Origin of the sequence: Methanofollis ethanolicus, from assembly GCF_001571385.1 — an archaeon.
In the GTDB taxonomy this organism is placed as follows: Archaea; Halobacteriota; Methanomicrobia; order Methanomicrobiales; family Methanofollaceae; genus Methanofollis; species Methanofollis ethanolicus.
Genome location: NZ_BCNW01000001.1, coordinates 2572307 through 2598217 on the forward strand (window position 1 = coordinate 2572307; position 25911 = coordinate 2598217).

Annotated in this window: 30 protein-coding genes and 2 tRNA genes; 22 read left to right on the forward strand and 10 right to left on the reverse strand. The window is 59.9% G+C overall.

The genetic code is table 11. The features are described 5' to 3' along the window. Positions 1 to 62 precede the first annotated feature (62 nt). The 4 genes from MEFOE_RS12425 to MEFOE_RS12440 are packed head-to-tail and all read right to left on the reverse strand — an operon-like array spanning position 63 to position 4422. Positions 63 to 1238, reverse strand: a complete 1176-nt coding sequence (locus MEFOE_RS12425) for a GTP-binding protein (protein WP_067052551.1) — start codon at positions 1236 to 1238, stop codon at positions 63 to 65. Next, positions 1235 to 1933, reverse strand: coding sequence for a DUF7504 family protein (locus MEFOE_RS12430; RefSeq protein WP_067052553.1), 699 nt, complete (start codon positions 1931 to 1933; stop codon positions 1235 to 1237). The genes MEFOE_RS12425 and MEFOE_RS12430 overlap by 4 nt, the downstream gene beginning before the upstream one ends. Before the next feature lie 6 nt (positions 1934 to 1939). Further along, positions 1940 to 3790 (reverse strand): ferrous iron transport protein B, encoded by a 1851-nt coding sequence (gene feoB / locus MEFOE_RS12435; protein WP_067052555.1) that lies wholly within the window; start codon positions 3788 to 3790, stop codon positions 1940 to 1942. After that, positions 3787 to 4422, reverse strand: coding sequence for a metal-dependent transcriptional regulator (locus tag MEFOE_RS12440; RefSeq protein WP_067052557.1), 636 nt, complete (start codon positions 4420 to 4422; stop codon positions 3787 to 3789). Before MEFOE_RS12440 ends, feoB begins: the two co-directional genes overlap by 4 nt. 97 nt (positions 4423 to 4519) lie before the next feature. Between MEFOE_RS12440 and polX the strand changes: the two genes are divergently transcribed. Further along, entirely contained in the window at positions 4520 to 6205 is a 1686-nt protein-coding gene (polX, locus tag MEFOE_RS12445) for a DNA polymerase/3'-5' exonuclease PolX (protein ID WP_067052559.1), read from the forward strand. Continuing rightward, entirely contained in the window at positions 6196 to 6792 is a 597-nt protein-coding gene (locus tag MEFOE_RS12450) for an undecaprenyl diphosphate synthase family protein (protein ID WP_328585454.1), read from the forward strand. Before polX ends, MEFOE_RS12450 begins: the two co-directional genes overlap by 10 nt. Before the next feature lies 1 nt (position 6793). Here MEFOE_RS12450 and uppS read toward each other — a convergent pair whose 3' ends face one another. Together uppS and MEFOE_RS12460 are read right to left on the reverse strand one after the other, a co-directional pair. Continuing rightward, entirely contained in the window at positions 6794 to 7558 is a 765-nt protein-coding gene (uppS, locus tag MEFOE_RS12455; protein WP_067053307.1) for a polyprenyl diphosphate synthase, read from the reverse strand. After that, positions 7555 to 8556 (reverse strand): radical SAM protein, encoded by a 1002-nt coding sequence (locus MEFOE_RS12460; RefSeq protein WP_067052561.1) that lies wholly within the window; start codon positions 8554 to 8556, stop codon positions 7555 to 7557. The genes uppS and MEFOE_RS12460 overlap by 4 nt, the downstream gene beginning before the upstream one ends. A 122-nt stretch (positions 8557 to 8678) precedes the next feature. Here MEFOE_RS12460 and MEFOE_RS12465 point away from each other — a divergent pair, with 122 nt between their 5' ends. The 3 genes from MEFOE_RS12465 to MEFOE_RS12475 are packed head-to-tail and all read left to right on the forward strand — an operon-like array spanning position 8679 to position 12764. Then, complete coding sequence (locus tag MEFOE_RS12465) at positions 8679 to 9572, forward strand: DUF7289 family protein (protein ID WP_067052563.1); 894 nt, start codon at positions 8679 to 8681, stop codon at positions 9570 to 9572. Positions 9573 to 9576: 4 nt separating this feature from the next. Next, complete coding sequence (locus tag MEFOE_RS12470) at positions 9577 to 10392, forward strand: type IV pilin N-terminal domain-containing protein (RefSeq protein WP_067052566.1); 816 nt, start codon at positions 9577 to 9579, stop codon at positions 10390 to 10392. A gap of 20 nt (positions 10393 to 10412) precedes the next feature. Beyond that, positions 10413 to 12764, forward strand: coding sequence for a PKD domain-containing protein (locus MEFOE_RS12475; protein ID WP_067052568.1), 2352 nt, complete (start codon positions 10413 to 10415; stop codon positions 12762 to 12764). 682 nt (positions 12765 to 13446) lie between these two features. Here the strand turns inward: MEFOE_RS12475 and MEFOE_RS12480 are convergent. The 4 genes from MEFOE_RS12480 to MEFOE_RS12495 all read right to left on the reverse strand — a co-directional run bounded on the left by MEFOE_RS12480 (position 13447) and on the right by MEFOE_RS12495 (position 16185). After that, a complete protein-coding gene (locus tag MEFOE_RS12480; protein ID WP_067053313.1) occupies positions 13447 to 14571 on the reverse strand; it encodes a KamA family radical SAM protein in 1125 nt (374 codons plus the stop codon). Positions 14572 to 14755: 184 nt separating this feature from the next. After that, positions 14756 to 15160, reverse strand: coding sequence for a Zn-ribbon domain-containing protein (locus tag MEFOE_RS12485; RefSeq protein WP_067052570.1), 405 nt, complete (start codon positions 15158 to 15160; stop codon positions 14756 to 14758). 6 nt (positions 15161 to 15166) lie between these two features. Continuing rightward, a complete protein-coding gene (locus tag MEFOE_RS12490; protein ID WP_067053316.1) occupies positions 15167 to 15538 on the reverse strand; it encodes a DUF2073 domain-containing protein in 372 nt (123 codons plus the stop codon). A 5-nt stretch (positions 15539 to 15543) separates the two neighbouring features. Further along, positions 15544 to 16185 carry an Era-like GTP-binding protein gene (locus MEFOE_RS12495; RefSeq protein WP_067052572.1) on the reverse strand — a complete coding sequence of 214 codons (642 nt, stop codon included), beginning with the start codon at positions 16183 to 16185 and terminating at the stop codon, positions 15544 to 15546. A gap of 205 nt (positions 16186 to 16390) precedes the next feature. Here MEFOE_RS12495 and MEFOE_RS12500 point away from each other — a divergent pair, with 205 nt between their 5' ends. The 17 genes from MEFOE_RS12500 to MEFOE_RS12585 all read left to right on the forward strand — a co-directional run bounded on the left by MEFOE_RS12500 (position 16391) and on the right by MEFOE_RS12585 (position 25908). After that, positions 16391 to 16954: a CBS domain-containing protein gene (locus MEFOE_RS12500; RefSeq protein WP_067053318.1), complete on the forward strand. Its 564-nt coding sequence runs from the start codon at positions 16391 to 16393 to the stop codon at positions 16952 to 16954. After that, positions 16951 to 17709: a CBS domain-containing protein gene (locus MEFOE_RS12505; RefSeq protein ID WP_067052574.1), complete on the forward strand. Its 759-nt coding sequence runs from the start codon at positions 16951 to 16953 to the stop codon at positions 17707 to 17709. Before MEFOE_RS12500 ends, MEFOE_RS12505 begins: the two co-directional genes overlap by 4 nt. 4 nt (positions 17710 to 17713) lie before the next feature. Next, a complete protein-coding gene (locus MEFOE_RS12510) occupies positions 17714 to 18655 on the forward strand; it encodes a CBS domain-containing protein (RefSeq protein ID WP_067052576.1) in 942 nt (313 codons plus the stop codon). Positions 18656 to 18661: 6 nt separating this feature from the next. Then, positions 18662 to 19501 carry a CBS domain-containing protein gene (locus tag MEFOE_RS12515; RefSeq protein ID WP_067052579.1) on the forward strand — a complete coding sequence of 280 codons (840 nt, stop codon included), beginning with the start codon at positions 18662 to 18664 and terminating at the stop codon, positions 19499 to 19501. Further along, positions 19498 to 20286, forward strand: a complete 789-nt coding sequence (locus MEFOE_RS12520; RefSeq protein ID WP_067052581.1) for a CBS domain-containing protein — start codon at positions 19498 to 19500, stop codon at positions 20284 to 20286. Before MEFOE_RS12515 ends, MEFOE_RS12520 begins: the two co-directional genes overlap by 4 nt. Before the next feature lie 494 nt (positions 20287 to 20780). Further along, entirely contained in the window at positions 20781 to 21755 is a 975-nt protein-coding gene (locus tag MEFOE_RS12530; RefSeq protein WP_067052585.1) for a deoxyhypusine synthase, read from the forward strand. Positions 21756 to 21851: 96 nt separating this feature from the next. After that, positions 21852 to 21936: transfer RNA gene (locus MEFOE_RS12535), tRNA-Ser, on the forward strand. A 29-nt stretch (positions 21937 to 21965) separates the two neighbouring features. Beyond that, positions 21966 to 22418: a 30S ribosomal protein S13 gene (locus MEFOE_RS12540; protein ID WP_067052587.1), complete on the forward strand. Its 453-nt coding sequence runs from the start codon at positions 21966 to 21968 to the stop codon at positions 22416 to 22418. Positions 22419 to 22434: 16 nt separating this feature from the next. Then, positions 22435 to 22974, forward strand: a complete 540-nt coding sequence (locus MEFOE_RS12545; RefSeq protein WP_067052589.1) for a 30S ribosomal protein S4 — start codon at positions 22435 to 22437, stop codon at positions 22972 to 22974. A gap of 2 nt (positions 22975 to 22976) precedes the next feature. Continuing rightward, positions 22977 to 23372 (forward strand): 30S ribosomal protein S11, encoded by a 396-nt coding sequence (locus tag MEFOE_RS12550; protein ID WP_067052591.1) that lies wholly within the window; start codon positions 22977 to 22979, stop codon positions 23370 to 23372. Next, entirely contained in the window at positions 23372 to 24196 is an 825-nt protein-coding gene (locus tag MEFOE_RS12555; RefSeq protein ID WP_067052593.1) for a DNA-directed RNA polymerase subunit D, read from the forward strand. Before MEFOE_RS12550 ends, MEFOE_RS12555 begins: the two co-directional genes overlap by 1 nt. Then, positions 24197 to 24565, forward strand: a complete 369-nt coding sequence (locus tag MEFOE_RS12560) for a 50S ribosomal protein L18e (protein ID WP_067052595.1) — start codon at positions 24197 to 24199, stop codon at positions 24563 to 24565. It abuts the gene before it with no gap. A 5-nt stretch (positions 24566 to 24570) separates the two neighbouring features. After that, positions 24571 to 24999 (forward strand): 50S ribosomal protein L13, encoded by a 429-nt coding sequence (locus MEFOE_RS12565; protein ID WP_083523470.1) that lies wholly within the window; start codon positions 24571 to 24573, stop codon positions 24997 to 24999. Positions 25000 to 25010: 11 nt separating this feature from the next. Then, positions 25011 to 25412, forward strand: coding sequence for a 30S ribosomal protein S9 (locus MEFOE_RS12570; RefSeq protein WP_067053321.1), 402 nt, complete (start codon positions 25011 to 25013; stop codon positions 25410 to 25412). Between the two features lie 32 nt (positions 25413 to 25444). Further along, positions 25445 to 25633: a DNA-directed RNA polymerase subunit N gene (locus MEFOE_RS12575; RefSeq protein WP_067053326.1), complete on the forward strand. Its 189-nt coding sequence runs from the start codon at positions 25445 to 25447 to the stop codon at positions 25631 to 25633. Continuing rightward, positions 25634 to 25708: transfer RNA gene (locus MEFOE_RS12580), tRNA-Pro, on the forward strand. It begins immediately after the preceding gene. A 29-nt stretch (positions 25709 to 25737) separates the two neighbouring features. Further along, positions 25738 to 25908, forward strand: coding sequence for a DNA-directed RNA polymerase subunit K (locus tag MEFOE_RS12585; protein WP_067052597.1), 171 nt, complete (start codon positions 25738 to 25740; stop codon positions 25906 to 25908). The last annotated feature ends 3 nt before the right edge of the window (positions 25909 to 25911 follow it).

The window sequence follows — 25911 nt, forward strand, 5'->3', positions numbered from 1 at the left end:
AGTGCATCACTCATGGGGGGTACAGGGCACATCTATCTTGTGGAGAGGAGGAAGACGCGGCCTCACGCCGGGTCTGTGCTCCGGGTGATCAGACAGACCAGGGCGTCGAGCACGCCCATCGCCCCGTCCGGGTCCAGGGCCGAGAAGGGATGGAGCGGCGTCTCCTCGGGGAGAGAGAGGGCCACCCGCAGGTCCCGGTCAGGCACCCTCTCTGGAAGATCCCCTTTGTTCACCGCCACGACAAAGGGCGCGTCCATCTCCCTGATCTCGTCCAGGATCGCACGCGCCCGGCCGAAAGACGCCGTGCTGGTGCCGTCCACCATGAAGACGACGCCGGTCGCGTTGGTGAGCAGGTGCCTGATGATCGGCCCGAAGTGCTCCTGACCGGGCGTACCCATCAGGGTGAGGTCAAAACCCCGGCAGGTGACATGGAGATGGCCGACGTCCATCGCCACCGTCGTCGGTGACCCCGACATACTTATCCGGTCGGACGAGACCGACGTCTCCGAAAGTGTCCTGATGAATGTGGTCTTCCCCGCGTCCACCGGGCCGGTGACGACGATCTTCGGGAGATAGGGGATGAGGTAGCCGTCGTCCCCGACCACGAAGGGGAGGGGCATGTCAGGGGCGCGGGTCCAGGACAGGTGTTCTATCCTGAAGTGGTTCAGAAAAAGGAAGTTCTCAAACCCCTCGCCTGCCGAGAGCACCAGGTCGAAGGGAATGCCGGCCGAAAGCGCCCCGAGGTGGTCGCGGTCATAGAGGTTGAGGTACTCCACATAGAGGGTCAGACCGAGCCTGCGGCACATCCCGACAAAGAGAGAGAGGGCCTCCTCGGTCCCGAGGGCGTCGCAGATCCGGTTGCAGTAGAGGAAGACGGTATCGATCCCGCAGTCCGCGGCAAGGGAGGTGACGAGGTCATCCCACGCCCCGGCCTCAGAAGAGGGAGTGGCCGCCCTGCTCCCATGGATCGCGTCGAAGGCGGAGGCATCGAGGAAGACAAGATTTTCCTCCGAGGAAAGGGCATAGGGCGTCCCCGAGAGGTCGGCACAATACGCGCCTGCCGTCGTGTACGGGACGATCACAAGGCAGCGTCGGCCAAGGCCGTGCCCACTCCTGAGGGCGCTGTACAGTAACTGCTGACCGTCGACACCGGGGGCAAGAGAAAAGAGCGCCATACCTCCCGGCGGTATGCCGCCGCCCAGCATTTCGTCGAGCGCCGGGATACCGATCGGGATCATGGCTCCACCACCAGGTCGTCGCCTTCAAAGTGGTAGCGCACCCGCGGGGAGACCCTGCCCGAGAGGTCCTGGTAGCGCAGGGCATGGACCCCGGGGTCGCCGTCACATGCCTCCACCTCGATGATCCCGGTCATCAGTTGCTTCAGGGTGGAAACCGTCTTCTCGTCGACAGATTCCGGATTGAGGAGGTAGACCCCGACGCCGTTCATCCTCCTGATGCGGGCAGAGAAGATGTGGAAGAAACGATAAATCGCTTCGAGCTTCGTATAGATCAGAAAACTGGAGAGGGAGTTGACACAGACCCTCACCTGCCCGGGCGCCGCGTCCCCTGCATCCCCGGCCCTCTGGACACCGTCCAGGATCTTCGTGAACTTGATCCCTATGCCTGTCAGATCGGCCGGACTGCCGACGTACTTCACCCATTCGGTGTCGGTGGCGCCAGGGACCACGCTCTTCGTGATGCAGTCCAGGACCCAGACCCGCCCGTCGTCCTCGCCAAAAGCAGTGCAGACGCTCGGCGCGTCCTCGTCTGTGGAGATGACGACAGTATAATCGGCCTCTGCCGGGCGCACCAGGGCATAGGCGAGGCGTTCGGCGTCGGAAAATGGCGGGGCAAGGAGGAGAATATTGGAGGGCGGCCTGATCTCGCCGATCCGACCATCTATCTCCCTGACACCTGCACAGATCCTGTCCATCGCCACTTACCCCGCGATCAGATGTATGAGTGCCCCGACACAAAATCCGATCGCAATCGTGTAGGCCGAGACCGCGACCGTCACCCTCGCACCCATCTCCTTCAAGAGCACGGCGATCGTCGAGATGCAGGGGACGAAGAGGACGCTGATAACGGCGAAAGTGTAGAGCTGGACCGCGCTCATCACCGAGGCAAGATCCGCGGTCCCGGCAAGGACGGCAAGGGTCTCAAAGGCCATCTCCTTCCGGAGGATGCCGAAGAGCAGGGCGGTCGTGGCCGATGCAGGCAGGCCGAACAGGCCCTCGGAGATCGGGGTGACCGCCTCGGAGAACGCGGCGACCCAGCCGAAATAATCGAGGGCGCCAAGGACGACGCTCCCTGCAAGGAGCAGGGGCATGGCGATGAAGAGAAACTCCTTGATCCGCTGCCAGGACTTTTTGATGACGAGCGCGGCGTCGGGCCGCCTGAGAGGGGCCATCTCCAGGATCATGCCGTACTGCCCGCCGGGGATCGAACGGGCAAGGAAGATGCCGGTCAGGATAATGAGGGTAAGGACGATGAAATAGACGGAAAGCGCGGCGCCGAGGCCGACGAAGGCGGCGACGATCCCGGTGATGATCACTGTCCGCGCAGAGCAGGGGACCATCGTGATCAGGAACGCGGCGATCGTCCGTTCCCTCGTCGTCCGCAACTGCCCGGCCGCCATCACCGCGGGCACATTGCAGCCGAAGGCCATCACCATCGGAATGATGGCGCCGCCATGAAGGCCGAGGCTGTGCATCGCACGGTCGGCAAGGAAAGCCGCACGCGTCAGGTAGCCGGAGTCCTCGACGATGGAGAGGAGGATATAGTAGATGAAGACGAAGGGGAAGGCGATCCCGAGGCCAGCGACAATGGCAAGGAGCGCCGCCATCCCGATGGTGTGGAGGAGGGGAGGGAGGGCGAGGGCCGAAAAGGGCTCGATCAAAAAGACGGAGAAGGCCTCCACGATCACTCCCTCGATAAACGATCCGGCGGTAAAGACTACGAGAAGCATCGAGAGGAGGACGGCAAAAAGGATCGGTATCCCGGGAAAGGACTTCGTGAGCAGCCGGTCCAGGGAAAAACGGCGGTCCGGTTCCCGCGCCCCGACGACCTCGCCGCAGATCTGCCGGGCGCAGAGGTGGCGGTTGGCGGCGATGATCTGGCCGGGCGCCATGTGATTGCGGGACTCGATCTCTGCGGCAATCGCCCGCGCCCCTTCGAGAAGGTCAGCATCGTGCCCGATCCCCTGAAGGGCCTGAAGGGCGGGAAGGCGCGGCGCCCCGTACATTTTCTCCATGCTCCGCACGGCCGCCTCGATCTCAGGGGTGTACGGCACGGACAGCCCGGAGACGGTCGCGTCATGCACGGCCGCCGGGACGATCCGGTCGATGTTCTGCCCCAGGGAGGCGGCGGTCTCGATCACCGGCAGACCGAGCAGTTCTGAAAGCCGCTCGCGGTCGATGGAGAGTCCCTGCTCCATCGCTTCGTCGATCATGTTCAGGACAACGACCGTCGGGATCCCGTACTCGGCCAGCTGGAGGAGGAGGTAGAGGTTCCGCTCCATCCGGGTGGCGTCGAGGACGGCGACCACCCGGTCGGGAGGTTCATTGACGAGGTACGAGCGCACCAGTTCTTCTTCCTGCGAATCGCCGTCAAGAGAATAGATCCCGGGGAGGTCGACGACCTCCAGGGGGAAACGGCGGTAACAGAGTTTCCCCTGCAGCAGTTCCACGGTCGTGCCCGGATAGTTCGAGACCTCGACACCGAGGCCGGTGAGCTGGTTGAAGATGAGCGACTTGCCGACGCTCGGATTCCCGACAAGGGCGCACTTCATGCCGTCTTCTCCGCAAAGATCGTCGAGGCAATCTCGGGCGAGAGAGCGATGTCGGCACCCTTCACCGTCACGACGACGGCGTTATTCCCGAGTTTACGCTGAAGAACAATCTTTTCACCGGGAATGACGCCAAGATCGATGAGCCGCCGGTTCTTGCCGATACACCGGATCATCGTGACCTCCATGATGTCCCCCTCGGCGAAATCAAGGAGCGTGTGCCGGGAGTGTCGACCGGCCCCCGCCCCCCGCCGCATCGCCCTGTGACGACCGGGGTCCTGGATATATGTCGAGAGACGGTCGATCGTCTCTTCGGAAACGCCGTGCTCGAGGACACATGCCTCCTTCGAGGCCGCACCCGTGTCCATACCGAGCATCTCGGAGAGGAAGCACTCGAGGACGCGGTGTTTCCTGAACACAATCTCCGCAGCCGTCTTCCCCTGCGGAGTGAGCAGGTAGCCGCCGTCCTGCAGGACGATGTCCTCGTCGGCGACGAGAGTCCGGAGTGCCGCCACGACCTCGGCGGTGTCGGCATCCACCGCCCCCCCGATCCCGGCTTCGCTCACAGGCCGGCAACCTTTGCCGGATAGGGTGAGGATCGCCTCAAGGCAGTCTTCCCGGACAGAAGAACTCATACATACATTGTAGGGGCCGGTGATTTTATGGATTTGCTTCCCTGCAGAACCGCACGCCTCCGCCAACCCCTATATAGGGAGGAGACCACCCTCATGCATGGCGATGGCGAACCGGCAGGTGGCCGCGGTGCTCGAAGAGATCGGTCAGTTGCTGGATATCCACGGCGAGAATCCCTACAAAGTCAGGGCCTATGCCAGGGCCGCCGAACTCATCGGCATGCTCGACCGCCCTGTGGCGGCGATGGACAGGGAGGAACTGGAAGCGATCCCCGGCATCGGAAAGGCCCTCGCCGAAAAGATCCGGGCGATTGCCACGACCGGCACCTGCCCTGAAAGGGACCGCCTCCTTGCAGCGACGCCGGCCGGTCTCCCCGCCCTCCTCGCCCTCCAGGGCGTCGGACCAAAGACGGTCGGCCGCCTCTGGAGAGACCTCGACATCGAGGGGATCGACGACCTGGAGGCGGCGGCACGGAACCGCCGGCTCAGGGCGCTGAAGGGGTTCGGCCCGAAGAAGGAGCAGGAGATCCTGCGAGCCGTCGAGGAGGCCAGGAAGGGCGCGGAAAGGATGACCGTCGCCGAAGCAGGCGCGATCGCCGCCGCGATCCTCGCCGTCCTCCCCGGCGAGGCGCGTGTTGCCGGGAGCCTGCGCCGCGGCCGGTCCACGGTCGGCGACATCGACATCGTCACCACCGCACCCTCCGGCCCCGCGAACCTGGCCCTGCGGGCTCTCGCGGAGAGTGTCGTCGAGGAAGGGGAGAAAAAGACCACCCTGCGGATACGGGGGAGGCAGGCAGACATCAGGTACGCCCGCACCGGCGAGGAGGGGGCGATGCTCCTCTACCTCACCGGTTCGAAGGCCTTCAACATCCGCCTCCGCGAGATCGCCCGGACACAGGGGATGCGGCTGAACGAGTACGGCCTGACAGACCTGGCGACAGGGCGACTGTCTGTCTACCGGACAGAAGAAGAGATCTTTGCCGCCCTCGGCATGGCGCCTGTGCCCCCTGAACTGCGGGAGGACCGCGGCGAGGTCGAGCGCGCCCTCCGCGGCGATCTCCCCTCCCTCGTCAACGAAGCCGATATCAGGGGCGACCTCCATGTCCACTCTGACTGGAGCGACGGAGCCATGAGCCTCGACGAGATCGCCGCCGCGGGAGAGGAGAGAGGATACGAGTATGTCCTGGTCACCGACCACTCGGCAAGCCTCGGGGTCGCGCACGGCCTCGATGCCGAACGCCTGCAGAAACAGCAGGAAGCGATCAGGAGGGTCAACCGCGCCGCCGCCTGCACCCTCCTCTCAGGCGTTGAGGTGGACATCCTTGCCGACGGGAGGCTTGCCCTGCCGGCGGCCGTCCTCGACGACTGCGACCTTGTCGTCGCCTCGGTCCACTCGGCCTTCAGGCAGGACGCCGACACCATGACCCGCCGGGTGATCGCGGCGATGGAACACGAGCAGGTGGACATCATCGGCCACCCGACCGCGCGACTCATCGGGAGGCGGCCGGCCACGGCGATCGACATGGCACGGGTGATCGATGCGGCGGCAACGACAGGGACCGCCCTTGAGATCAATGCCTCGCCGGCGCGCATGGATATCGATGATATTTATATCAGGCAGGCAAAAAAGAAAGGCGTGAAACTGGCAATCGGGACTGACGCGCATTCTGCCGGCGAACTCGGCCACCTGCACTACGGCGTCGCCCTCGCCCGGCGGGGCTGGTGCGGTGCCGGAGACGTCCTCAATACCCGGCGGCCTGCCGATCTACCGGGGCGGTGCCGGTGATCAGGTGGTTGTACGAGCAGATCCTCCGCCGCGACCTGGAAAAACTCCCTGGCCAGGTCTGTTTCATGATCACCGGCGAGGACATGGTCGAGGCCCCGGAGAAGGTCTTCGAGGTGAGCGAGTGGTGCCGTGAGATCGGGCTTGGCGGCGCCACCTTCCATATCTCGACACAAGACCCCTCCGAGATTGTGCCCTATCTCCCGGCCATACGAAAGATCGCGACGATCGCCTGCCTACGCCTCCATGTGGGCGACCAGATCGAGACGAGCGGAGAGGGAATGTGCGTGACCATCGCGGCGGGCAAGAGCGGGCGCGAGGAGATCGCCGAATGCATCAGGAAGATCGCGGAAGAGGGCACTCCACCGGAGGCGATCGACGAGGAAACGATCGAGTGCCACCTCACCTATCACTGCGCCCCTGACCTCGTGATCAAGACCGGAGGCAGCCATCTCACCGACTTTCTCATCTGGCAATCGGTCTACTCGGAATTTTTCTTCTCAGACGTGAACTGGAAATGGTTCAGGAAAATCGATTTTCTCAGGGCACTGAGAGACTTCCAGGCACGGGCCAGGCGCTACGGCGCCTGACCTACCGGGAACCCCGCATCCTCTGGTCGTACACCCTGATCGCACGTAAAAGGTCGATCTTTCTGAAGACCGGCCAGTAGGGCGCGCAAAAATAGACCGCACACTCGTTGCCGTTTGCCATCCAGGGGAGAAAGTTCGAGGTCCGGCGTTCATTCCCTGTCCTGAGGATGAGGTCGACGGGAGGGAGATGGATGCCGTCATAGAGGTTGCTCTCCACGGTCTGCGGGGTGATCTCGTCAGGGGAGATGCTCCCGTCCTGCACGCCTGCTGCGATCTTCCTCGCGGCATGGACGATCTCGTTCCTGCCGCCATAGGCGAGGGCGATATTCAGGTAGTACCGGCTGTAGTTCCTCGTCGCCTCTTCCGCGGCCTCGATGGTCTGGAGGAGGTCGGGCGGGAGCATCGAACGGTCACCGATCATCTGGACCCGGATCTGGTTTGTGTGGACGCGTTCGTCGGTTTTCAGGGCGGCGAACTTCTCCTTGAAGAGTGAGAAGAGATACTCCACCTCGGCACGGTCGCGGTTGAAGTTCTCGGTCGAGAAGGAGTACAGGGTGATCGTCCGGACACCGATCTCCCGCGCCCATTCGAGCACCCTCTCGGTCACCCCGGCGCCCGCGCGATGGCCTTCGATGGTGTCCAGGCCGAGAAGCCGGGCGTACCTCCGGTTTCCGTCCTGGATGATGGCGATATGACCGGGGATCTGGACGCACTGCCACTGGAGATAGCGCTCGTACAGGGGTTCGATCCTCTCCCTCAGACTCAGAGTGGCGTCACCTCCAGGACGATACCGCCATTCGGGTAGCGCTCCACGATCTCCTTCTTGCCCGGGAGGCGTTCCCTGAGTTCGGCAAGCACCCACCAGGCCATTTCCACATGGGTACCGGAGACTTCGAGATCATAAATATCTTCCTTGAGGGCCTGCGGGACCTCCCCGCCCTCGATTTCCAGGACGCCATAGACGATCGTGCCGTCGTCGGTGATCTCGTCGAAGGGCCGGGCCGTGTTCTCCGCGATCCTCTTCAGCCTTTCCCGCAGCTGGACCGAGTCCTTGAAGGCCGACGAGCAGACGTGGACCTTCTCATCGCCGAGGAGAGGGGCGGCCCATGCCACCGCACCGCCAACGGCATTGTGGAGGCCGTCCTCCAGATCGAGGTTCCGCTCGCGCATGGCATCGGCGTTCGTCTCGCTCCACTCCAGTTCATTTATATTGAGGAAGTCGAGTTCAGGCAGGATCGCGGCGAGGGCTTCGAGGCCGGGAAGGGACGGGACCTCGATCCCGACGGAAAAGCCGAGGTCGCGGGCGGTCCGCACCGAGGCGGCGTACGGGCTTTTCAGGATCCCGGCCCAGGCCTCCTGCGGGGGGTGAAGGCGGACCTCGTCCACAAGCCCGCGGAGGGGTTCGAGCTGCGCCTTTCCGGGGGCGATACCCGTATAGAGGTGGATGTGGTGGTCGGGCCCGAAGTGCTCCTTGAGGAGACGACAGTACCTGACGACGTCGTCGAGGACCAGGAAGGGTTCGCCGCCGGTGACGCCGGTGCCGAGCGCGCTCATCATCTCGGCCTCCTCGATGATGTCGTCGAGGCGCCTGACCAACCGGTCGTTTGCGTAGACGACATCCAGATTCCGGCGCGTGTCTGAGAGGGGGCAGTACCAGCAGTTCCTGCCGCACCGCCCGGTCACGAAAAGGACCATCTTGGCCCCTTCATAGCAGAGGACGCAGCCGTCGGCAAGACGCGGCATCCGGTCGTCAGGTTCGATCATATCAATAGTCTCCAGAGATCAGATGGAGCATATATGTGACCGCGTGCAATCTTAACGCTATCCCACAAGGCAGGTGCATCCGTCTGAAAGGCATATATAGTGTCTCCGGAAAAACGCGATCCATGCATTCCCCCCAGGACGAAGACGCCCTCTCGGAGGTCGTCGGCTTTGTGCTCCTTCTCGGTGTCCTCGTCCTCGCCCTCTCGGTCTACCTGCTCTATGCCGTGCCGGCAGAGGGGCGGGAGAACGAGATCACGCATATGAACATGGTGAAGGACCGGTTCACCGACTACAAGATCGCGCTTGATTCTCTCTGGGTGAATGAAAAGAGCGGAGTGCTCCTCTCAACGGCCTTCGACCTCGGAACCGGCGCGGCGGCGACGGAAGGCGGAGGTTTTGCGCTGCCCATCCTCTCGCCGGTGGGATCGGGTGGGAGCGTCGCAGTGAAGGGCGACGGGGCGGCCCTTACGATCACGGCAGGGGAGAAAGAGGCGACCATCCCTCTCGGCAGTCTCACCTACACGTCTTCGAACAACTACTGGGTGGACCAGACCTGGACATATCAGATGGGAGCGGTCTTCCTCTCGCAGGAGGGGGGAACAACGGTGCGGGTCGGACCTTCGATCGCAGTGGCACGGGCCAGGGAGAACATTACCCTCACCATCACCCCGATCAGTCTCAATGGCTCAGCGAAGATCGGGGGGTCAGGGCCGGCGCGGATAGAGACCAGGATGCGTGGGAGCGATCCCTCCTCCCTTGACGGCACCTACGACCGGGTGGACCTGGTTGTCATGACCAAAGATATGGAAACGGCATGGGCATGGGAGAGGGCCTTCAAAGAGGTGCAGCAGAGGGCGAGGGCAGAAGGGGTCGATCCCTTGCAGTGCCTGCCCGGTCTGAGCGAAGACGGGGCCACACTGATGATTCAGCCGCAAGAGGGCAAGAAAGTCATCCTCAAACTCTATCCGGCAAATTACACGGTGACGATCCACAACGCGGCGTCCCTGATGGAGTGAGAGCATGACACACGACACCCATGAAGAAGGAGTCTCCGAGGTGATCGGGGCCGTTCTCCTCGTCGGCCTGACAGTCCTCGGCGTGGCGATCGTAGCGGCCGTCCTCCTCTCCGGCCCCCAGACCACGGAGATCCCCCATGCCACGATCGTCGCGGGGAATGAGAGCGGCAACATTGTCCTTGTCCACGAGGGAGGCGACCCCCTCCAGAAGGGGGAGTACAGGATCTATCTCGATACAAGGAATGGCCTTGTGGACGGGACCGGTGACTTCACCGGACCTGCAGACGGCGTCTGGTCGATCGGTGAGGCCATCACCTATACGGGGAGTGTAAAACCCCATCGTGTGGTCGTCACCGCCGTCACAGGGGGCGGGGAGACGTTCCTTGCCGAACCTGCATTCGATGGCGGTGGGGCGGCGGTCTTCGCGCCCGACCCGGTGGACCCGGGGGCAGGCGGAGGAGCGGTGACGCCGGGTGGAGAGAATGAAACACCCCCCGTGGTTATCGTCATTCCAGAGCTCGGTACAGATCTAAAATTTGAAAAAAACGGCCATTATTATTCAAACGTAAATGCTAACGTCACTGATCCAGACATTAAACGGGTGGATTTTGTAATGTACGACTATGATACAAGGCCACCAAAAGTAGTTGACATTCAACCCGCATCCAAAGATCCCGCAACTCAAGAGTATTCAGCAAAATTTGAGTTCCCACCGGGTCAGATAAAGGGAGTAAAACAGGTCGTCATTATGGCAATTGCCTTTAATGATACTGCAGTTGTCGGAAAGGACGCATGCAAAGTAAATATCACAGGGACATAAAATTTTTCGGAGATATTCTCATGACGCACACAGACACCGCCGCCAGCGAACTCACCGCCGTCATGGCCCTCATCGCCATCTTCATGACAGCGGCGGCGGTCGTCGGCGTCATGGTCCTCTCGAACCCGCCGGGCGACAAGGCGCCCGCGATGCTTGCGCATGTCGAGGAGGAGAACGGGAGCGCCTATCTCTACCATGACGGCGGCGACCCCCTCGAAAAAGGGCACTTCACCCTTCTCGTCGACGGAGCGCCCTGGACTAACGCCACCCTCGTCGATGCGTCGGGTATTGAGCCTGAGGCCGGGATGTGGACGACATGGGGGACCGGGCAAGCCCTCGTCCTTTCAGGCGTCTCTTCGGCGGCAGAGATCAGGATCGTCGCCGACGGCGTCGACCGGAGAGGCGGCTCTTGGCTCATTTTCGAGAACGGCACGGCGGCAACACCGACAACCGTCACAACAGTACCGACGACCACAACGATAGTGCCGACAACAACAGTCACAGCAGTACCGACGACTGAACCGACCCCGGTGCCCATCGACACCGACTTCGTCGCCAATATGACCCTGGGCACGGCACCCCTGACCGTCGGGTTCACCGACCTCTCCACCGGCGATCCCACAGCGTGGTCCTGGGACTTCGGCGACGGCGTCAACTCGACGGAACAGAACCCGACGCATATCTACACCACACCGGGCATCTATACCGTCAAACTCACCGCCTCGAACACATACAGCTCCGACAACGAGACGAAGACCGCATACATCATCGTCCAGCGGTGTGCGGCGGCCGGCATCACAGGCACCTATTACCCCACAATCGGCTTTACCGGCACACCGGTCCAGAGAATTGACAGGAGGATCTGGTTTGCAGACCAGGCCGCGAACACGACGCCCTATATCCGTGCCGAAACCGACGAATATGACTGGCCTCAGTCGACGCTCGGAAAACAGAACCAGTTCAGCGTGATCTACGAGGGGTACCTGATCGTGCCGGCAGACGACACCTATACATTCTATCTCACCTCGGACGACGGGTCGTGGCTCTGGCTGGACGCAATCAGAGAGAGCGATCCCTCGCTGATCGATAACGGAGGCTACCACAAGGTACAGGAAAAAACGGCGTCGATCGCTCTCGCTGCCGGAGCCCATCCGATAAAGGCGAAGATGTTTGAAAACCAGGGAGAGGCGGTCTTCCACCTCGAATGGTCCTCCTCCGCCTTCGGTCGCACGCCGATCAACTCCTTCTGCCAGGGTCCGGGGACGGCGGTCGGGGCTGACTTCACCGCCGACCCGACAGCAGGGGAGGCCCCGCTCACTGTCCAGTTCACCGACATGTCCACCGGTGCGCCGACCGCATGGTCCTGGGACTTCGGCGACGGGGCAACCTCGACAGACCAGCACCCGACGCACACCTACACCGTCCCAGGCACCTACACAGTCACCCTCACCGCGTCGAAGACCGGGAGTTCCGACACCGAGACGAAGACAGGCTACATCACCGTGGGCAGTTCATTCATCGATTATGTCATCGACGAGAACGTCTTCGTCTACGGCAACGCTCTCAGATTCGGCGGGAACACCGTCACCGGAACAGGAGCAACTATCGTTATCACCGGTGGATTGGACACTGCGGACCTCAACGGCGGTGCTTCCGTCTCCGTTTCCACCATCTACATCGACGGCGACGTCACCCTGGACGGAGGGAGTGCCGGCATCGGATCGGCAACAAAACCCGGAAATATCTCCATCAACGGAGACCTGACGCTGAAAAGCGGCGGCAGAGACATCTATGGCGATGTGTACGTTGCCGGCGATTTCTCCCTCAAGGACGCAAGGGTCCACGACAACGTGTACGTCGACGGGGACCTGACGCTCGACTGGACGCCGACGATCGATGACGACGCCCGTATTTACTATACAGGCACGTTCACGCATCCCCCGTCCATGGATGACAGCATACTCTCGAAATGCATCCACACGACATCCGTGCCGGCCGTCGAGATGCCCGACCAGAAGATCCCGTCCACAAAACCCGCCGGCTGGTACGCTGCAAGAGAGTACGTCTCAGGCGGAGCCCTGACGAGCACCATGAAGGTCTATGCTGACAGGTACTCGTCCACGTCCTGGAGCAAAACGGCGACGAACGTCGTCATCATTGCATACGACGGGGACATCACCATAACAGGAAAGGGAGGAAGCGGCGTTACCGGCGTTTTCTTCGCACCCAGAGGGAAGGTAACCTTCGAAGGCGCATACCTTGAAGGCGTCGTCATCGCTCGCGACGGGTTCTTCGTCACGAGCGGCGGGACGGAGGTCACTTTCAAGAATATAGAGAATTACATCAGCAATCCGAATGATTATCCATTCTAACTGACCGGAGAGCAGAAGTGCGCGAGCACTTCCTGCACCTTCCGATCCTCCAGATTCACCAAACAGACGAGGAGCATATCCCAAAACTCTCGTTCATTCCCCCCATCTCTGCATGCAGGGATCGGGAGAGAATATCATGATCGGGTCGATATCTTCCTGAATTCCCTGAAGAATCGTGCGAAACCACCGCCTTCCCCTACCTCTCTGCCGGGGGACTGACGTCCCCGGACCCCCGAAACAGGATAGGGTCGGGGAAGAGAGAAGAGAGATCCTGATGAAGGAGATTGTCATCCACCCCCTATCGCAATGATGGGGGTCGGGGGGAGGGAGCGATAGCGACCTTGAGAAAATCTCTGATTTTCGGGCTCTGTAGAAACCCTCACCTTTTCCGTGTATGAACGTGACCCAACCGCCTTCCTCCATCTTCGCACCGGGGGACTTTTGCCCCCGGACCCCCGCACGAGGATTAGGCCTCAAAAGGGCAAACGGGCATCTTGAAGAGGGGACTGCCCTCCACCCCCCTATCCTCATGGCGGGGGGACCGGGGGGTGGCAGCCCCCCGGACGAGACACTCCAGAATAGGGTTTCTACAGAGCCGAAAATAGAGAGAAGCAATTTCCAATGCCTTGGAAACGCTTCATCCCCCGCTTAAGGAGCAATTCTTCGCACAATATATCTCATTTTACCCCGAAACTTCCATGAACTCTGCCGGCACCGGCATGTCTGTCACCGGCTCCGTATAGTCCTCGAACCAGAGGGCCGACGGGTTTCGGCGGAACGCCAGGAACTTCCCGATATTTGCCGGGTCTGCCGCCTGGTGATACTTGAAGAAGGTACACCCCTCTGTCAACCCAGCGATCTCGATCTTCCCGGTCGCATGAGACATCACAAACCGTGCCCTCTTCGCGAGCCCAGAGACCCGCCCTTTGGCCGCCTCGAAGATCTGGTACCCCTCCTCCACCGGCACCTGAAACATCCCGTTCCCGAGGGTCGGGCGGCACTGGAAGACATAGTACGGCGGCACTCCGATGAACGAAAGTTTCCTGAACAGTTCTGCAAGGACATCCGGGTCGTCGTTCACCCCCCGCAGAAGAGGCGTCTGGTTCACGACGATCGCCCCGGCCTTCTGGAGGAGGGCGAGCGCCTCCACCGCCTGCGGCGTCAGTTCCCGCGGGTGGTTGAACTGGGCCATGATATAGATCCGCTTCTCGTCGGTCGAGTACTTCCCGATCATCTCCAGCAGGGACGGGTCGTCGATGATACGATACGGGTTGAAGGCAGGCATCTTCGACCCGATCCTGATGATCCCGACATGGTCGATCGCCCGCACCGACCTGACGATCGGTTCGAGTTTCGACGTCGCCATGATCAGGGGGTCGCCGCCTGTCAGGAGCACGTTCGTGATCTCGGGGTGGTCCCTGATATAGGCGACCTCCTCGGTCACATCCCTCGTCACCTCCGCCCCCCGGTCCATAAACAACCGTTTTCTAAAGCAAAAGCGGCAGAAAGTCCCGCACACATCGGACACCAGGAGAAGAGACGTCTCCCTGTACTTGTGCTGGAGACCCGGAGCAACCGTGTAGTTCTTCTCCTGTGAAGGGTCGAGCACTCCCGTCTCCTCGCATTCCAGCGGGCTTGGGACCGCAATCCTGCGGATCGGGTCAAGAGGATCGTCCCAGTCGATCAAAGAGAGATAATAATCGTTCGAGCGGAAAGCGAACTTTTCTTCCACCTTCCTGAGGGCGGCCTTCTCATCCGTGCTCAGCGCGTCGATCTGGTCAACTCGTGTCAGGTATTGTGGTTTCATGATGTTCACCTCTATCAGTCCCGGTCAGATCCAGAAAGGAGTTCAATGCAGAACCGGGCATCACGCGGCGTCAAAAAATATCGGCACAAGGACATCTCTGCCGCGTACTGAGTGAGCACTGATCCTATGGCCCCCACCGTATAAAAAAGTATAGATCCCGGGAAAACCGTAAGAAATGATATTTTTATTGCTTTTTTTTGCGTTTGCCCATAGAGAAGATGTCGACAAAGTACTTCCCTTCCTTGCCGAATCCAACGACCATCTCCTCGTCCCGGGCCAGTTTCTCGATATTCAGTTCATAGGTGCCGGGCTCGAGGACACGGATCGCCTCGACCTGGTCATACCTGTCTATATGATCCCGGACCTCCTCTGTCTTGCGGGGCGGGGAAGGTGTCTCGGGAACCTCAATCTCCTCTGTATCGGTCTCCGAGGCGAGTTCTTCGATCGTCTTCCCCTCAAGCACGTCGTCGTGCCTCTTCGACTCACCGATATAGAGGAACTTCTTCCCGCCGCAACTCGGGCAGCCCCTCAGAATCTCGGTTGAGCCGTCTTCAAATTCCCTTCCACATTTGGTACACTTATGGGGCATTCCACCTCACCGTGACGAAACCCAGGCGCGGATCAGGTTCTCATCCTTCTTGATCGTCTTGAGCTGGTTCGCCGGCCCGATCACCGTGAGCCTGGACTCAGACTTCTTGCCGACAAGTTTGGAGAAGAAACCGCCGAAACCCTCTCCTCCCCCCTTCACCGGATAGGTCTCAAGTTCGATCCCGGAGAATCCATCAGGCCTGATCTCCATCATCGTCACCTCGATGAGTTTGCTCTGCTCGTCCGGAGCAAGCCCTTTTTCCAGTACGACGATGTTTCCGTCCCGTACGTCGTCGAGGATCAGCCTGACCTTCTCCATCATGGTCAGCCGGTCCATCCTTTCAGCCGAGAGGAAATCGATCTGAACTCCCTGAATCATCCTGATCACCTGAACGTCTCAGCCATCTTTTCATAGAGCATCTCGATATTGTCTCCCTCCATGCCGGAGATCGGAACGACCGGGTGCTGCGGGAAGGCACTCCTGATCCGCTGGGGAGCAGCGTCGGGGAGGTCGATCTTGTTGGCGACAATAACAACCGGGAGTTTCCGGCTCTCGATGATCCCGATCATCATGATGTTCACCTGCATAAAGGGATCCTGCGTCGAGTCCAGCATGTAGATGACACCGTCGATATCGTCCCGAAGCCAGTGCATCGCTTCGGCAACACCTTCCGTCGCCTCTCTCGCCCGTATGATCGCTTCGTCCTTCTCAAGACCGTACTCGAGGAACTCGTTGTAATCGATCTTCGTGGTGACGCCGGGAGTATCGACGATGTCGATCATGATCGAATTGCCGTTCGAACCGGAGATCGTGATGTTCTCCTTCCGCCGGGCCCGCCGGGTCTCGTGGGGGATCTCGCTCACCGGACCGATCGCATCACCGGTCCAGTCGCGTACAATCCTGTTGGCAAGAGTGGTCTTGCCAGCATTGGGGGGGCCGTAAATTCCAATCTTTGACTTCTTTTTGCGGAAGAAGGCATGGAATAAATTAGATACCGTCAGCTTTGCGCGAATAAGAAAATTCATGCTTCATCCCCTATTCAAGACTTTTCAGTTGCTCATTAGATGATTATCCACCCCGGTATAAATATCCCCCTATATTGGGTGAATATCACCCGGGCGAATATATGTTCGAATTTGAAAATACTCGCCAGTATTCTTTTATAGGGGAATCTCCTAGGTAGTGGTATCTGGAATCATCCAGAAAACAGCGACCCTACGGGGTGAACTCATGGCTAACGCACGAGACACCATATACGTCGAAACACGGGTTCCGCTGAAGGAAGTAATGAGAGGCAGCCCCACCACCATCGAGGCCGAGGCCACGGTCGCAAAGGCCGCAGCCCGCATGTGCCGGAGCGAGGTGGGAAGTTGCATCGTTCTTTCAGGGAACGTCCCTATCGGGATCGTCACCGAACAGGACATGAACTGCAAAGTCGTCGCCAAGGACCTCAAGCCAAGTTCCATCTATGTCAGGGAGATCATGAGCACTCCGCTCATCACCATCGATTCTGAGAGAACCGTGGGGGAAGCTGCACAGATGATGATACGGCACCGGGTCAGACGACTCCCGGTCGTCGAGAACGGCAAAGTCACCGGCATCGTCACGGTCAGGGACCTCCTATCCGTCGCCAACGAGCTTAACGAGATTATGTCAGACCTGATCGTCATCAACCGGGAGGAAAATTATTCCATGGGCCTCTGCGACCGTTGCGGCAAGATGAGTGACAACCTGGTCTCCATGGACGCGATGATGCTGTGCAATGATTGTAGGGAGGAGGAGCGCTTGAGATGAAGGTGGCAGACGACGTGAGAGTCAGGATCCCGGTGCTTACCACGGCAGATCCGATGACCAGGGCACGCCAGGTCCTGCGGGACGACACATTCCGCGAGATCGCGATCACCGATACGAAGGGGCGGTATGTCGGGTATATCAATATCACCGATGCCCTGAAAGTCACCACCACCAAGTCGGACGTCCAGATCGAGGGTTTTGTCCGGGATGGTGCGGTGGTGAAACCCGATGATTCGCTGATTGTCGTTGCACGGGCAATCAGGGAGAAAAAGTCCGACTCGGCCGTGATCACGAACAACGATGGGCAGGTCCTCGGGGCGGTCCTGCTCTCGGAGATCTTCCCGATCCTCTGTACACGGGAAGACCTCCGCGGCACCGTCGCCGATCACATGCACCGGAGTCCCGGAGTCTGCGAGGCCGACGACCCGGTCAGCAGGGTCTATGCAAAGATGGTCGAAGAAGGGATCGCCGCCTTCCCGGTAATGAAGAGCCGGCACCTCATCGGCATCATCTCAAGGAGAGATATCTTAAATAGCGGCAGGGTGAGAAAGACGCTGGAGAGCGGAGGAAAGATTCCGGTCGAAAGCGTGATGGTCACACCCGTGATTGCCATCGGGCCTGACGAGAGTCTCAGGTCGGCGGCAGAACGGATGGTGGAACATGATCTCTCCCAGATGCCGGTCCTCGACGGTGATGTTCTTGTGGGCATGATCGACCGGCATGGCGTGCTGAATGGTCTCTCTGCAAGGGAATGATGCTATGCATAAGAATAATCAGACGATGAAACAGGGCGACAGACTGCTGAAAATGCCCGGTAAACTCGACCGCGGCCCGATCGAGTTCAAGTCGCGGATCGCCGGGAGCGAGGGCGAGGTGATGGGGATTGCAACCCGCGGCGTCATCTCGGTCCCCCAGACGATGACCATCATCGGTGCTGTGGAGACGATGACGGCCTATGGTTTCCGCCGTCTTCCCATCACCGATGCAGGCACGCACCGTCTTCGCGGCATCATGACCGCACGGGACATCATCGACTTCCTCGGCGGCGGCGACCGCTTCAACCTTGTACGGGTCAAGCACGGCGGCAACCTCCTCTCGGCGATCAATGAGAGTGTGCGGGAGATCATGACGCAGCGGGTGACGACAATGCCGCACACCGCCACGATCGCCGGGGCCGCCGAGATCATCGTCACGAAGAAGATCGGCGGCCTCCCGATCGTGGACGATGAGGATGCCCTCGCCGGGATCGTCACCGAGAGAGACGTGATGAAGGCCCTCGCCACCGAGGACACGGACGTGACTGTGGAGGAGGTCATGAGCACGGGCCTCAGGGTGACCGGCCCTGACACTCCCATCGGGTCGGTCACGAGAGAGATGATCGCCCACGGTTTCAGGCGCCTGCCCCTGGTCTCGGACGACGTGCTCTTCGGGATCATCTCGGCGTCCGACATCATGAAGTACCTCGGGTCAGGGGAGATCTTTACCCGCCTCTCGACCGGAGACGTGGCCGAGGTGATGGGTCTGCCTGTGCGCACCCTCACCGGGGCGGAGTTGTATACCACGGCCCCGACCACGAACATCAATGATGCAGCGCTGAAGATGCTGCAGAAAGGGGTCGGCGCCCTCCCTGTCATCGAAGAAGGGAAGTTGATCGGCCTGATAACCGAGTTCGACCTTGTGAAAGCGTTTTATGAGGAGTGAAAGGAGATGAAGGCAGAGGATGTGATGTCGTCCCCGGTCAGGGTGGTTTCGCCCGAGGATACCGTCGCCTATGCGAGAAACCAGATGATCAAACACAGGATCTCCCGCGTGCTGGTGATGGACAGCGGGAAACTCGCCGGGATCTTCACGAAAAAGGACATCGCCTATCGCCTCAGGCAAACCGAACCGATCTGGCGGAGACGGCCGATTGACCGTATTCCTGTATCTGTCCTGATGACGCCGGAGCCCGTGGCCGTCGGCCCGGACACGCCCATGCGGGAGATCGCCGCCCTCATGCTCGACCGGTCCATCAGCGGCATCCCGGTCGTAAACGACGGGGAGGTGATCGGCATCGTCACCAAGTCGGACATCCTCAGGTCGGCAGCGGCACGCTCGCTGACGGAACCGATCTCAGCCCTGATGGAGAACCCGGTGACGGTGAGCCGGTACCACTCCCTCGACCATATCATCGACCTCCTCTCCGAAAGGGACGAAAAACTCATCGTCGCCAACAATGACGGGACTCTTGCCGGGATCATTACCGAAACGAACCTCGCGTTCTTCATTTACCGGAACGAGTCCGGCGGCATCCCGGAAAGAGATATAAAGATGCTGAGAAAAGAAGCATCTGGTGGAAGAAAGGCATACAGGTATGTCCAGGAGGTCTCCACAGTCGCCGAGGACGTGATGACGCACCCCGTTCTGACCGCACCCCCTGAGACAAGCACCGCGGACGCGGTGCAGATGATGATCGACCGCCGCATCAACAGCGTGGTCATTGTTCGAGGACCAGAGGTTCTCGGGATCGTGAAAAGGGACAATATATTACAGGAAGTGGCAAAATGAGCGAAGAGCTATACATCCACATCAAGGACATAATGGCAAAGCCGGTAACAATCTCGAAATCAGCGCCCATCACTGACGCCCTTGACAAGATGCTTGACGAGAATATCGATCCCCTGATCGTCACCGACAACGGGACCGTCGTCGGCACCATCTCCCGGCAGGCGATCGCCGAGGCGATCGGCAAGAAGAGGAATGCCACCATCCCCCCGACACAGATCCATGTCGCAAACACCGTGGAGGGAGAGTTTACCGCGGCATACCCCGACCAGGGGATCGAGATCCTGCCCACCCTCCTGCAGCACGCAAAGATCGTCGTGGTCTTCGACGAAGACCACAAACTCATCGGCCAGGTCAGTTACGGAGACCTGCTGAAGGTGGTGCAGCCCTCGAAACAGGTGAAGGAGATCCTGGAGCCGGCCTCCACCATCAATGTCGAGGAGCGGGTCGTCCACCTCCGCCGCCGGATGATGGACGAGGATATTGCCAGGTTCCTCGTCACCGACGAGAATGGAGCGCCGATCGGGATCGTCACCGAGACCGACGTCGCCCGCGCGATGGTCGCCTTCAGGGAGGTTGTGGAGGGGAAGTATCAGGACCACCGGATCCGGAACCTGCTTGTCCGCGATATCATGTCCGCACCCCTCATCTCAGTGAACACCAGCATGCCGGTCGGCGAGGTGATCGACACGATGCTCACCAAAAAGATCAGTTCCCTGCCCATCACCGACGGGAACGGCCACATTGCAGGCATCGTGACCCGCACATCCCTGATCCAGGCACTCTGAACCTCATTTCCACTTTTTTTGGCTCTGTTGAAATCCCTATCCCGGGGGTGATGTCTCCCCATGGTCGCGGGGAGGGAGGCGCGGATCCCCGCCTTCCTCACAGAGAGACCGGGAAGCAGGATACGATCCCGGACATGCGGCACGCAAAAGATCGTCTCAGGGATACCGACGGCAGCCTGATGCCAAACACGACCTCCCACAGGAGAATCTTATAGAGAGGGCCGGACACAGCGCGCAGGGACGGACTGTGAGGGACGTCAAGGGGGAGCGGAACAGAGAGGTACCATCTCAGGATCGGGTCGGGAAGGAGAGACGAGATCATGATGATCTATCTTAACGTGGAGGGACGACCGAAGAGAGGCGAGAATATTCCTGCCATCCCTCGCCCCCATACCCCTCCATATCCTGTCAGGAATACACCCTTCTTTCCTCCATCTGACCCAAACCAATGGATTAATCTGATAGAATTCCGATTATACCTCAGGAGAACAGCCATGGACATGAACCCACGCCGTTCCGTCTGTCCGACGACAGATGTACCATCACTTGTTGCCGCAATGAGCGAATCCGGTTTTCAGGGAAGAAAACTCGGGGAGTCCGTCAGGGTCTGGTCAGAGATGATCCAGGACCCCGACTGCACCATCCTCCTCGGCCTCTCCGGCGCCATGGTGCCTGCCGGCATGCAGGAATGCCTCATCGAACTGGTCAGGCACAGGTACGTCGATGCTATCGTCTCGACAGGGGCCAACATCTTCCATGACATCGCCGAACACCTCGGCATCAACCACTATCTCGGCCACCACCATGTCGACGACGAGTCCCTGTACAGGCAGGGGATCGACCGCATATACGACGTCTTCGCCTATGAAGATGAGTTTCGGAGCGTTGACCGGAGCGTCGCAAAGTTTGCCGCGGAACTCGCCCCCTACCACGCTTCCTCGGCCGACTTCCTCAGCCGCCTCGGTCATCACATCACAGAAGTCGCCCCCCACGGGCGCTCGATCCTCGCCACCTGCACACAGATGGGGGTGCCGGTCTTCGTCCCGGCCCTCGGCGACTCCTCCCTCGGCATCGCCCTCACCGTCGCCAGGAGGAGAGGAGTGAAGATCGCCATCGACCAGATCGCCGACGCCGACGAACTCACCCGGATCGTTGAGACGTCAAAAAAAACAGGGGTCGTCTATATCGGCGGCGGCGTCCCGAAAAACTTCATCCAGCAGACACAGGTGATCGCCTCCATGCACGACCGCGACCTCGGCGGCCACGCCTACGCCGTCCAGTACACCACCGACGCCCCGCACTGGGGCGGACTCTCCGGGTGCACCTTCGAGGAAGCGATCTCCTGGGGGAAGGAGTCGGTCGAGACAAAAAGAGTCCAGTGCTTCTGCGACGCCACCATTGCACTCCCGATCGCCGTTTCCGCCCTTATCGGCAGCGGCCTTGTGCGGCCATACGCCCCGGAGGACTGACCACAATCCTTATTACTCTCTCAACCTAATATAACTGAACATCATTCATGGAGCAGCGCTGTGCGTTGCGAGTATCCACGGATGCGACATTGACAAGTTGAGGTAGCCAAGCCTGGTATGGCGCAGGTTTGCTAAACCTGTGTCCCCCTGGGACTCGAGGGTTCAAATCCCTCCCTCAGCGCTTTGACCACATCTAATTGAGGCGATTGGATGGATCAGGAAGAAGAAATAAAGTACTTCGTCAGGATCAGAGACACTGATCTCGACGGCACAAAAATGGCCCTCATCGCACTCACCGGCATCAAGGGAGTCGGAAGGCATGCCGCGACCTATATTGTCAACAAGGCACAGGTCGACTCGCACGCCCTTCTCGGCAAGATGTCGGACGAGGACGTTGAGAAGCTCCGTACAGCAGTCGACGAATTCGCGGAAAGCGTCCCCTCGTGGATGCTGAACCGGCCCATCGATGTTCTTTCGGGCAAGCCCCGGCACCTCCTTGCAAGCGAGGTCGACCTGACGCTTGAGGAAGACATCAACACGATGCGCAAGATCCGCAGTTACAGCGGTATCCGCCACGAGACCGGCCAGAAGGTCAGAGGCCAGCGCACCAAGTCCACCGGCAGAACCGGCACGACCGTCGGCGTAAAGAGAAAGAAGGACTGAGTGAGGAGGCACGATCATGGGATATCCAGGAAAGAACCACAAGCAGTACTCCACACCAAAGCGCCGCTTCGAGAAGACGCGCCTTGAAGAGGAGGCAAAGATCGTCATTGAATTTGGTCTCCGGAACAAGCGTGAACTCTGGAAGGCCGAAAGCGCCCTCAGGAAGTACCGCAAGGCCACCCGTGAGATTCTTGCCCTTCGTTCCGCCGGTACCGACCTGAAGCAGGCCGAGGCCAAGAAGGCGCAGCTCCTCAACCACCTTGAACGCTACGGCCTTCTGTCAGGCGAAAGCGACATCGAGGACATCCTCGCGCTGAAGAGCGAGCAGGCACTCGAACGCCGTCTCCAGACCCTCGTGTACAGAAAGGGCCTCGCCCGCTCACCGAAGCAGGCCAGACAGCTCATCACCCACGGCCACATCATCGTGAGCGGCCACCGGGTCACCATCCCCGGCTACCTCGTCCCGAGGAGCGAAGAGGCGTCCATCGGTTACTACGCCCACTCGCCGCTCGCCGCCGAGTCGCACGCTGAACGCAGCAGGATCACCGGGAGGTAAACATGGCAGCCGATAAGGAAAAGTGGGGCATTGCACACATCTTTGCCTCGTTCAACAACACCATCATCACCGTCACCGACCTCTCCGGGGCCGAGACGATCACCAAGAGCAGCGGCGGCATGGTTGTCAAGCAGGACCGCAATGAAAGTTCGCCCTATGCTGCGATGCAGATGGCAATGAACGTCGCCAACTCCGTCAGAGAAAAGGGCCTCATCGGCCTTCACGTGAAGGTCCGCGCACCCGGTCAGGGTAAGCAGCGCAGCCCAGGCCCCGGCGCCCAGGCGGCCATCCGCGCCCTTGCCCGTGCCGGCATCCGCATCGGTAAGATCGAGGACGTCACCCCGGTCCCGCACGACTCAATTCGCCAGAAAGGCGGGAGACGCGGAAGGAGAGTCTGATGCAGATCGAATTTGCCAGAATTGATGATGACGCCGCGAGGTTCGTCCTCAGCGGCGCCACCCCAGCGTTCGCGAATGCCCTGCGCCGCACCATGATCGGTGAGGTGCCCACGCTCGCCATCGAAGACGTAAAGATCTATGATAACTCTAGCGTGCTCTTCGATGAGATTCTGGCACACAGGCTCGGACTAATCCCAATAAAGACCGATCTTTCAAGATTTGTCAAGCAAGAGGACTGCTCGTGCGAGGGTGCCGGGTGCCCGCTCTGCTCGGTGACCTTCACCATGAGTGTTGAAGGCCCGGGAATGGTATATTCCAGCGACCTCATCTCGGACGACCCTGAAACCCGACCAGTCCTCGACAACGTCCCGATCGTCAAGCTCTTCGAGGGCCAGAAGATCGTGCTCGAAGCGCGCGCCACCCTGAACACAGGGAGAGTACATGCCAAGTGGGAACCGACCACCGCCTGCGGGTACAAGAACTACCCGGTTATCACCATCGGTGAGAACTGTGACGGGTGCGGCATGTGCATCGACGAGTGCCCTCGCGGCGTGCTTGAGATCAAGGATAGACAGGCACACGTGGTCGATGGAAAACGTGAGGCATGCTCCCTCTGTAAACTCTGCGAGAAAGCGTGCCTGACCACCGGTATCGGCACCGAGCCTGCGATCACCATCAAGTCTGACATTTCAAAGTTCATCTTTGTCGTGGAAAGCGATGGTTCGTTGCCTGTTCTGACAATCATCGAAAAAGGACTTGAATACATCAGAAAGCAATCAACGGATCTCTCAGAGACGTTGGTCGAGATAGCCGGAGTGAATTAGATGGCAAAGGGAACATACCAGAAGACGAACCCCCGTCTTTCGTATCTCGTTGCGCTGCTCAAAGAGACGGCACGGGAAAACGACGCGAAGGTCTGGCGGGTCATCGCACAAAATCTGGAAGCACCCAGCAACAACTATGCTGAGGTCAACATCGGAAAGATCAACCGGTACGCCCAGGACGGCGAAACGATCCTGGTCCCCGGCAAGGTGCTCGGGAGCGGCGTGCTGAACCAGAAGGTCTCGGTTGCGGCACTCAACTTCTCCGAGTCCGCGATCGGCAAGATCACCGGCCTTGACGGCTCGTGCATGACCATTGAAGAACTGGTCGCACAGAACCCGAAGGGTACAGGCGTGAGGATACTGAGGTGAGAATCATGGTGACGATCATCAATGCAGAAGGACTGCTCCTTGGGCGGCTTGCAAGCAACGTCGCACGGCGCTCACTTCAGGGTGAGAAGTTCGCCATCGTGAACGTCGAGAAGGTCATCGTTTCCGGCCACCGTGCCATGGTGCTCGGCAACTACCACCACAAGCGTCAGCGCGGCTCGCGCGAAGGCGGCCCGTTCTTCCCGAGAAGACCGGACCACATCATGAGGCGGACAGTTCGCGGCATGCTCCCGTACAAGCGCCAGCGGGGAGCCGAGGCATTCAGGAACGTCATGGCCTATGTCGGAGTCCCGGTCGAGTTCCAGGGCAGGGAAGCCGAATTTGAGACCATCGAACAGGCAGGGATTGAGCGGTTGAACAACCCGAGATATGTCACCCTCGGTGAGATCAGCACCACGCTCGGGGCCAAGTACTGAAGGTGAGTAAGATGGCAAAGGTCGTAAATACAAGCGGTAAGAGAAAGACCGCAATCGCACGGGCAACCCTCAAGGAAGGAAACGGGCAGATACGGATCAACTCCGTACCTCTCGAGATCTACGCGACCGAACTGGTGCGCATGAAGATCTCCGAACCGCTCCACCTTATCCCGAATACCATCGATAGCGTTGACGTCTCCATCGAAGTGAGCGGGGGTGGGATGATGGGTCAGGCCGAGGCTGTCAGGACCGCGCTTGCTCGCGGCATCCTCGAATGGACCAACGATCCCAAGGTCAAAGACACCTTCATCACCTATGACCGCACTCTCCTCGTCAATGACTCGAGGCAGAAGGAAGCCAAGAAGCCGCACGGCCGTGGCGCACGCGCGAAGTTCCAAAAGTCTTATCGGTGAGCCAGACAAACACCATAGAGGAAAATCGAGATATGATCCCGGTCAGATGCTTTACATGCGGCAAAGTGATCTCCTCTACATGGGTGGAGTTCAAAAAGCGGCGGGATGCAGGCGAGGATCCCAAAAAGATCCTCGACGATCTCGGTTTAGAACGCTACTGCTGCAGACGGATGCTGCTCACACACAAGGAGATTGTGGACGACATCAACCCGTACCAGTGAGGGGTCGTGGGGTAGCCTGGACTATCCTAGGGCGTTCGGGACGCTCTGACCTGAGTTCGAATCTCAGCGACCCCATTATCTATTATGTGTTTTGAGGATGCATCATGGACCAATATACTCGCTATGAGAAAGCACGGATCGTAGGAGCCAGAGCGCTCCAGATCTCGATGGGTGCCCCGGTCCTGATCCAGACGAGCAATGTTGATCCCCTCAACATCGCACTTGAAGAATTCGAGGACGATCGGATCCCCATTACGGTAAAGAAAAAGGCGTGATCT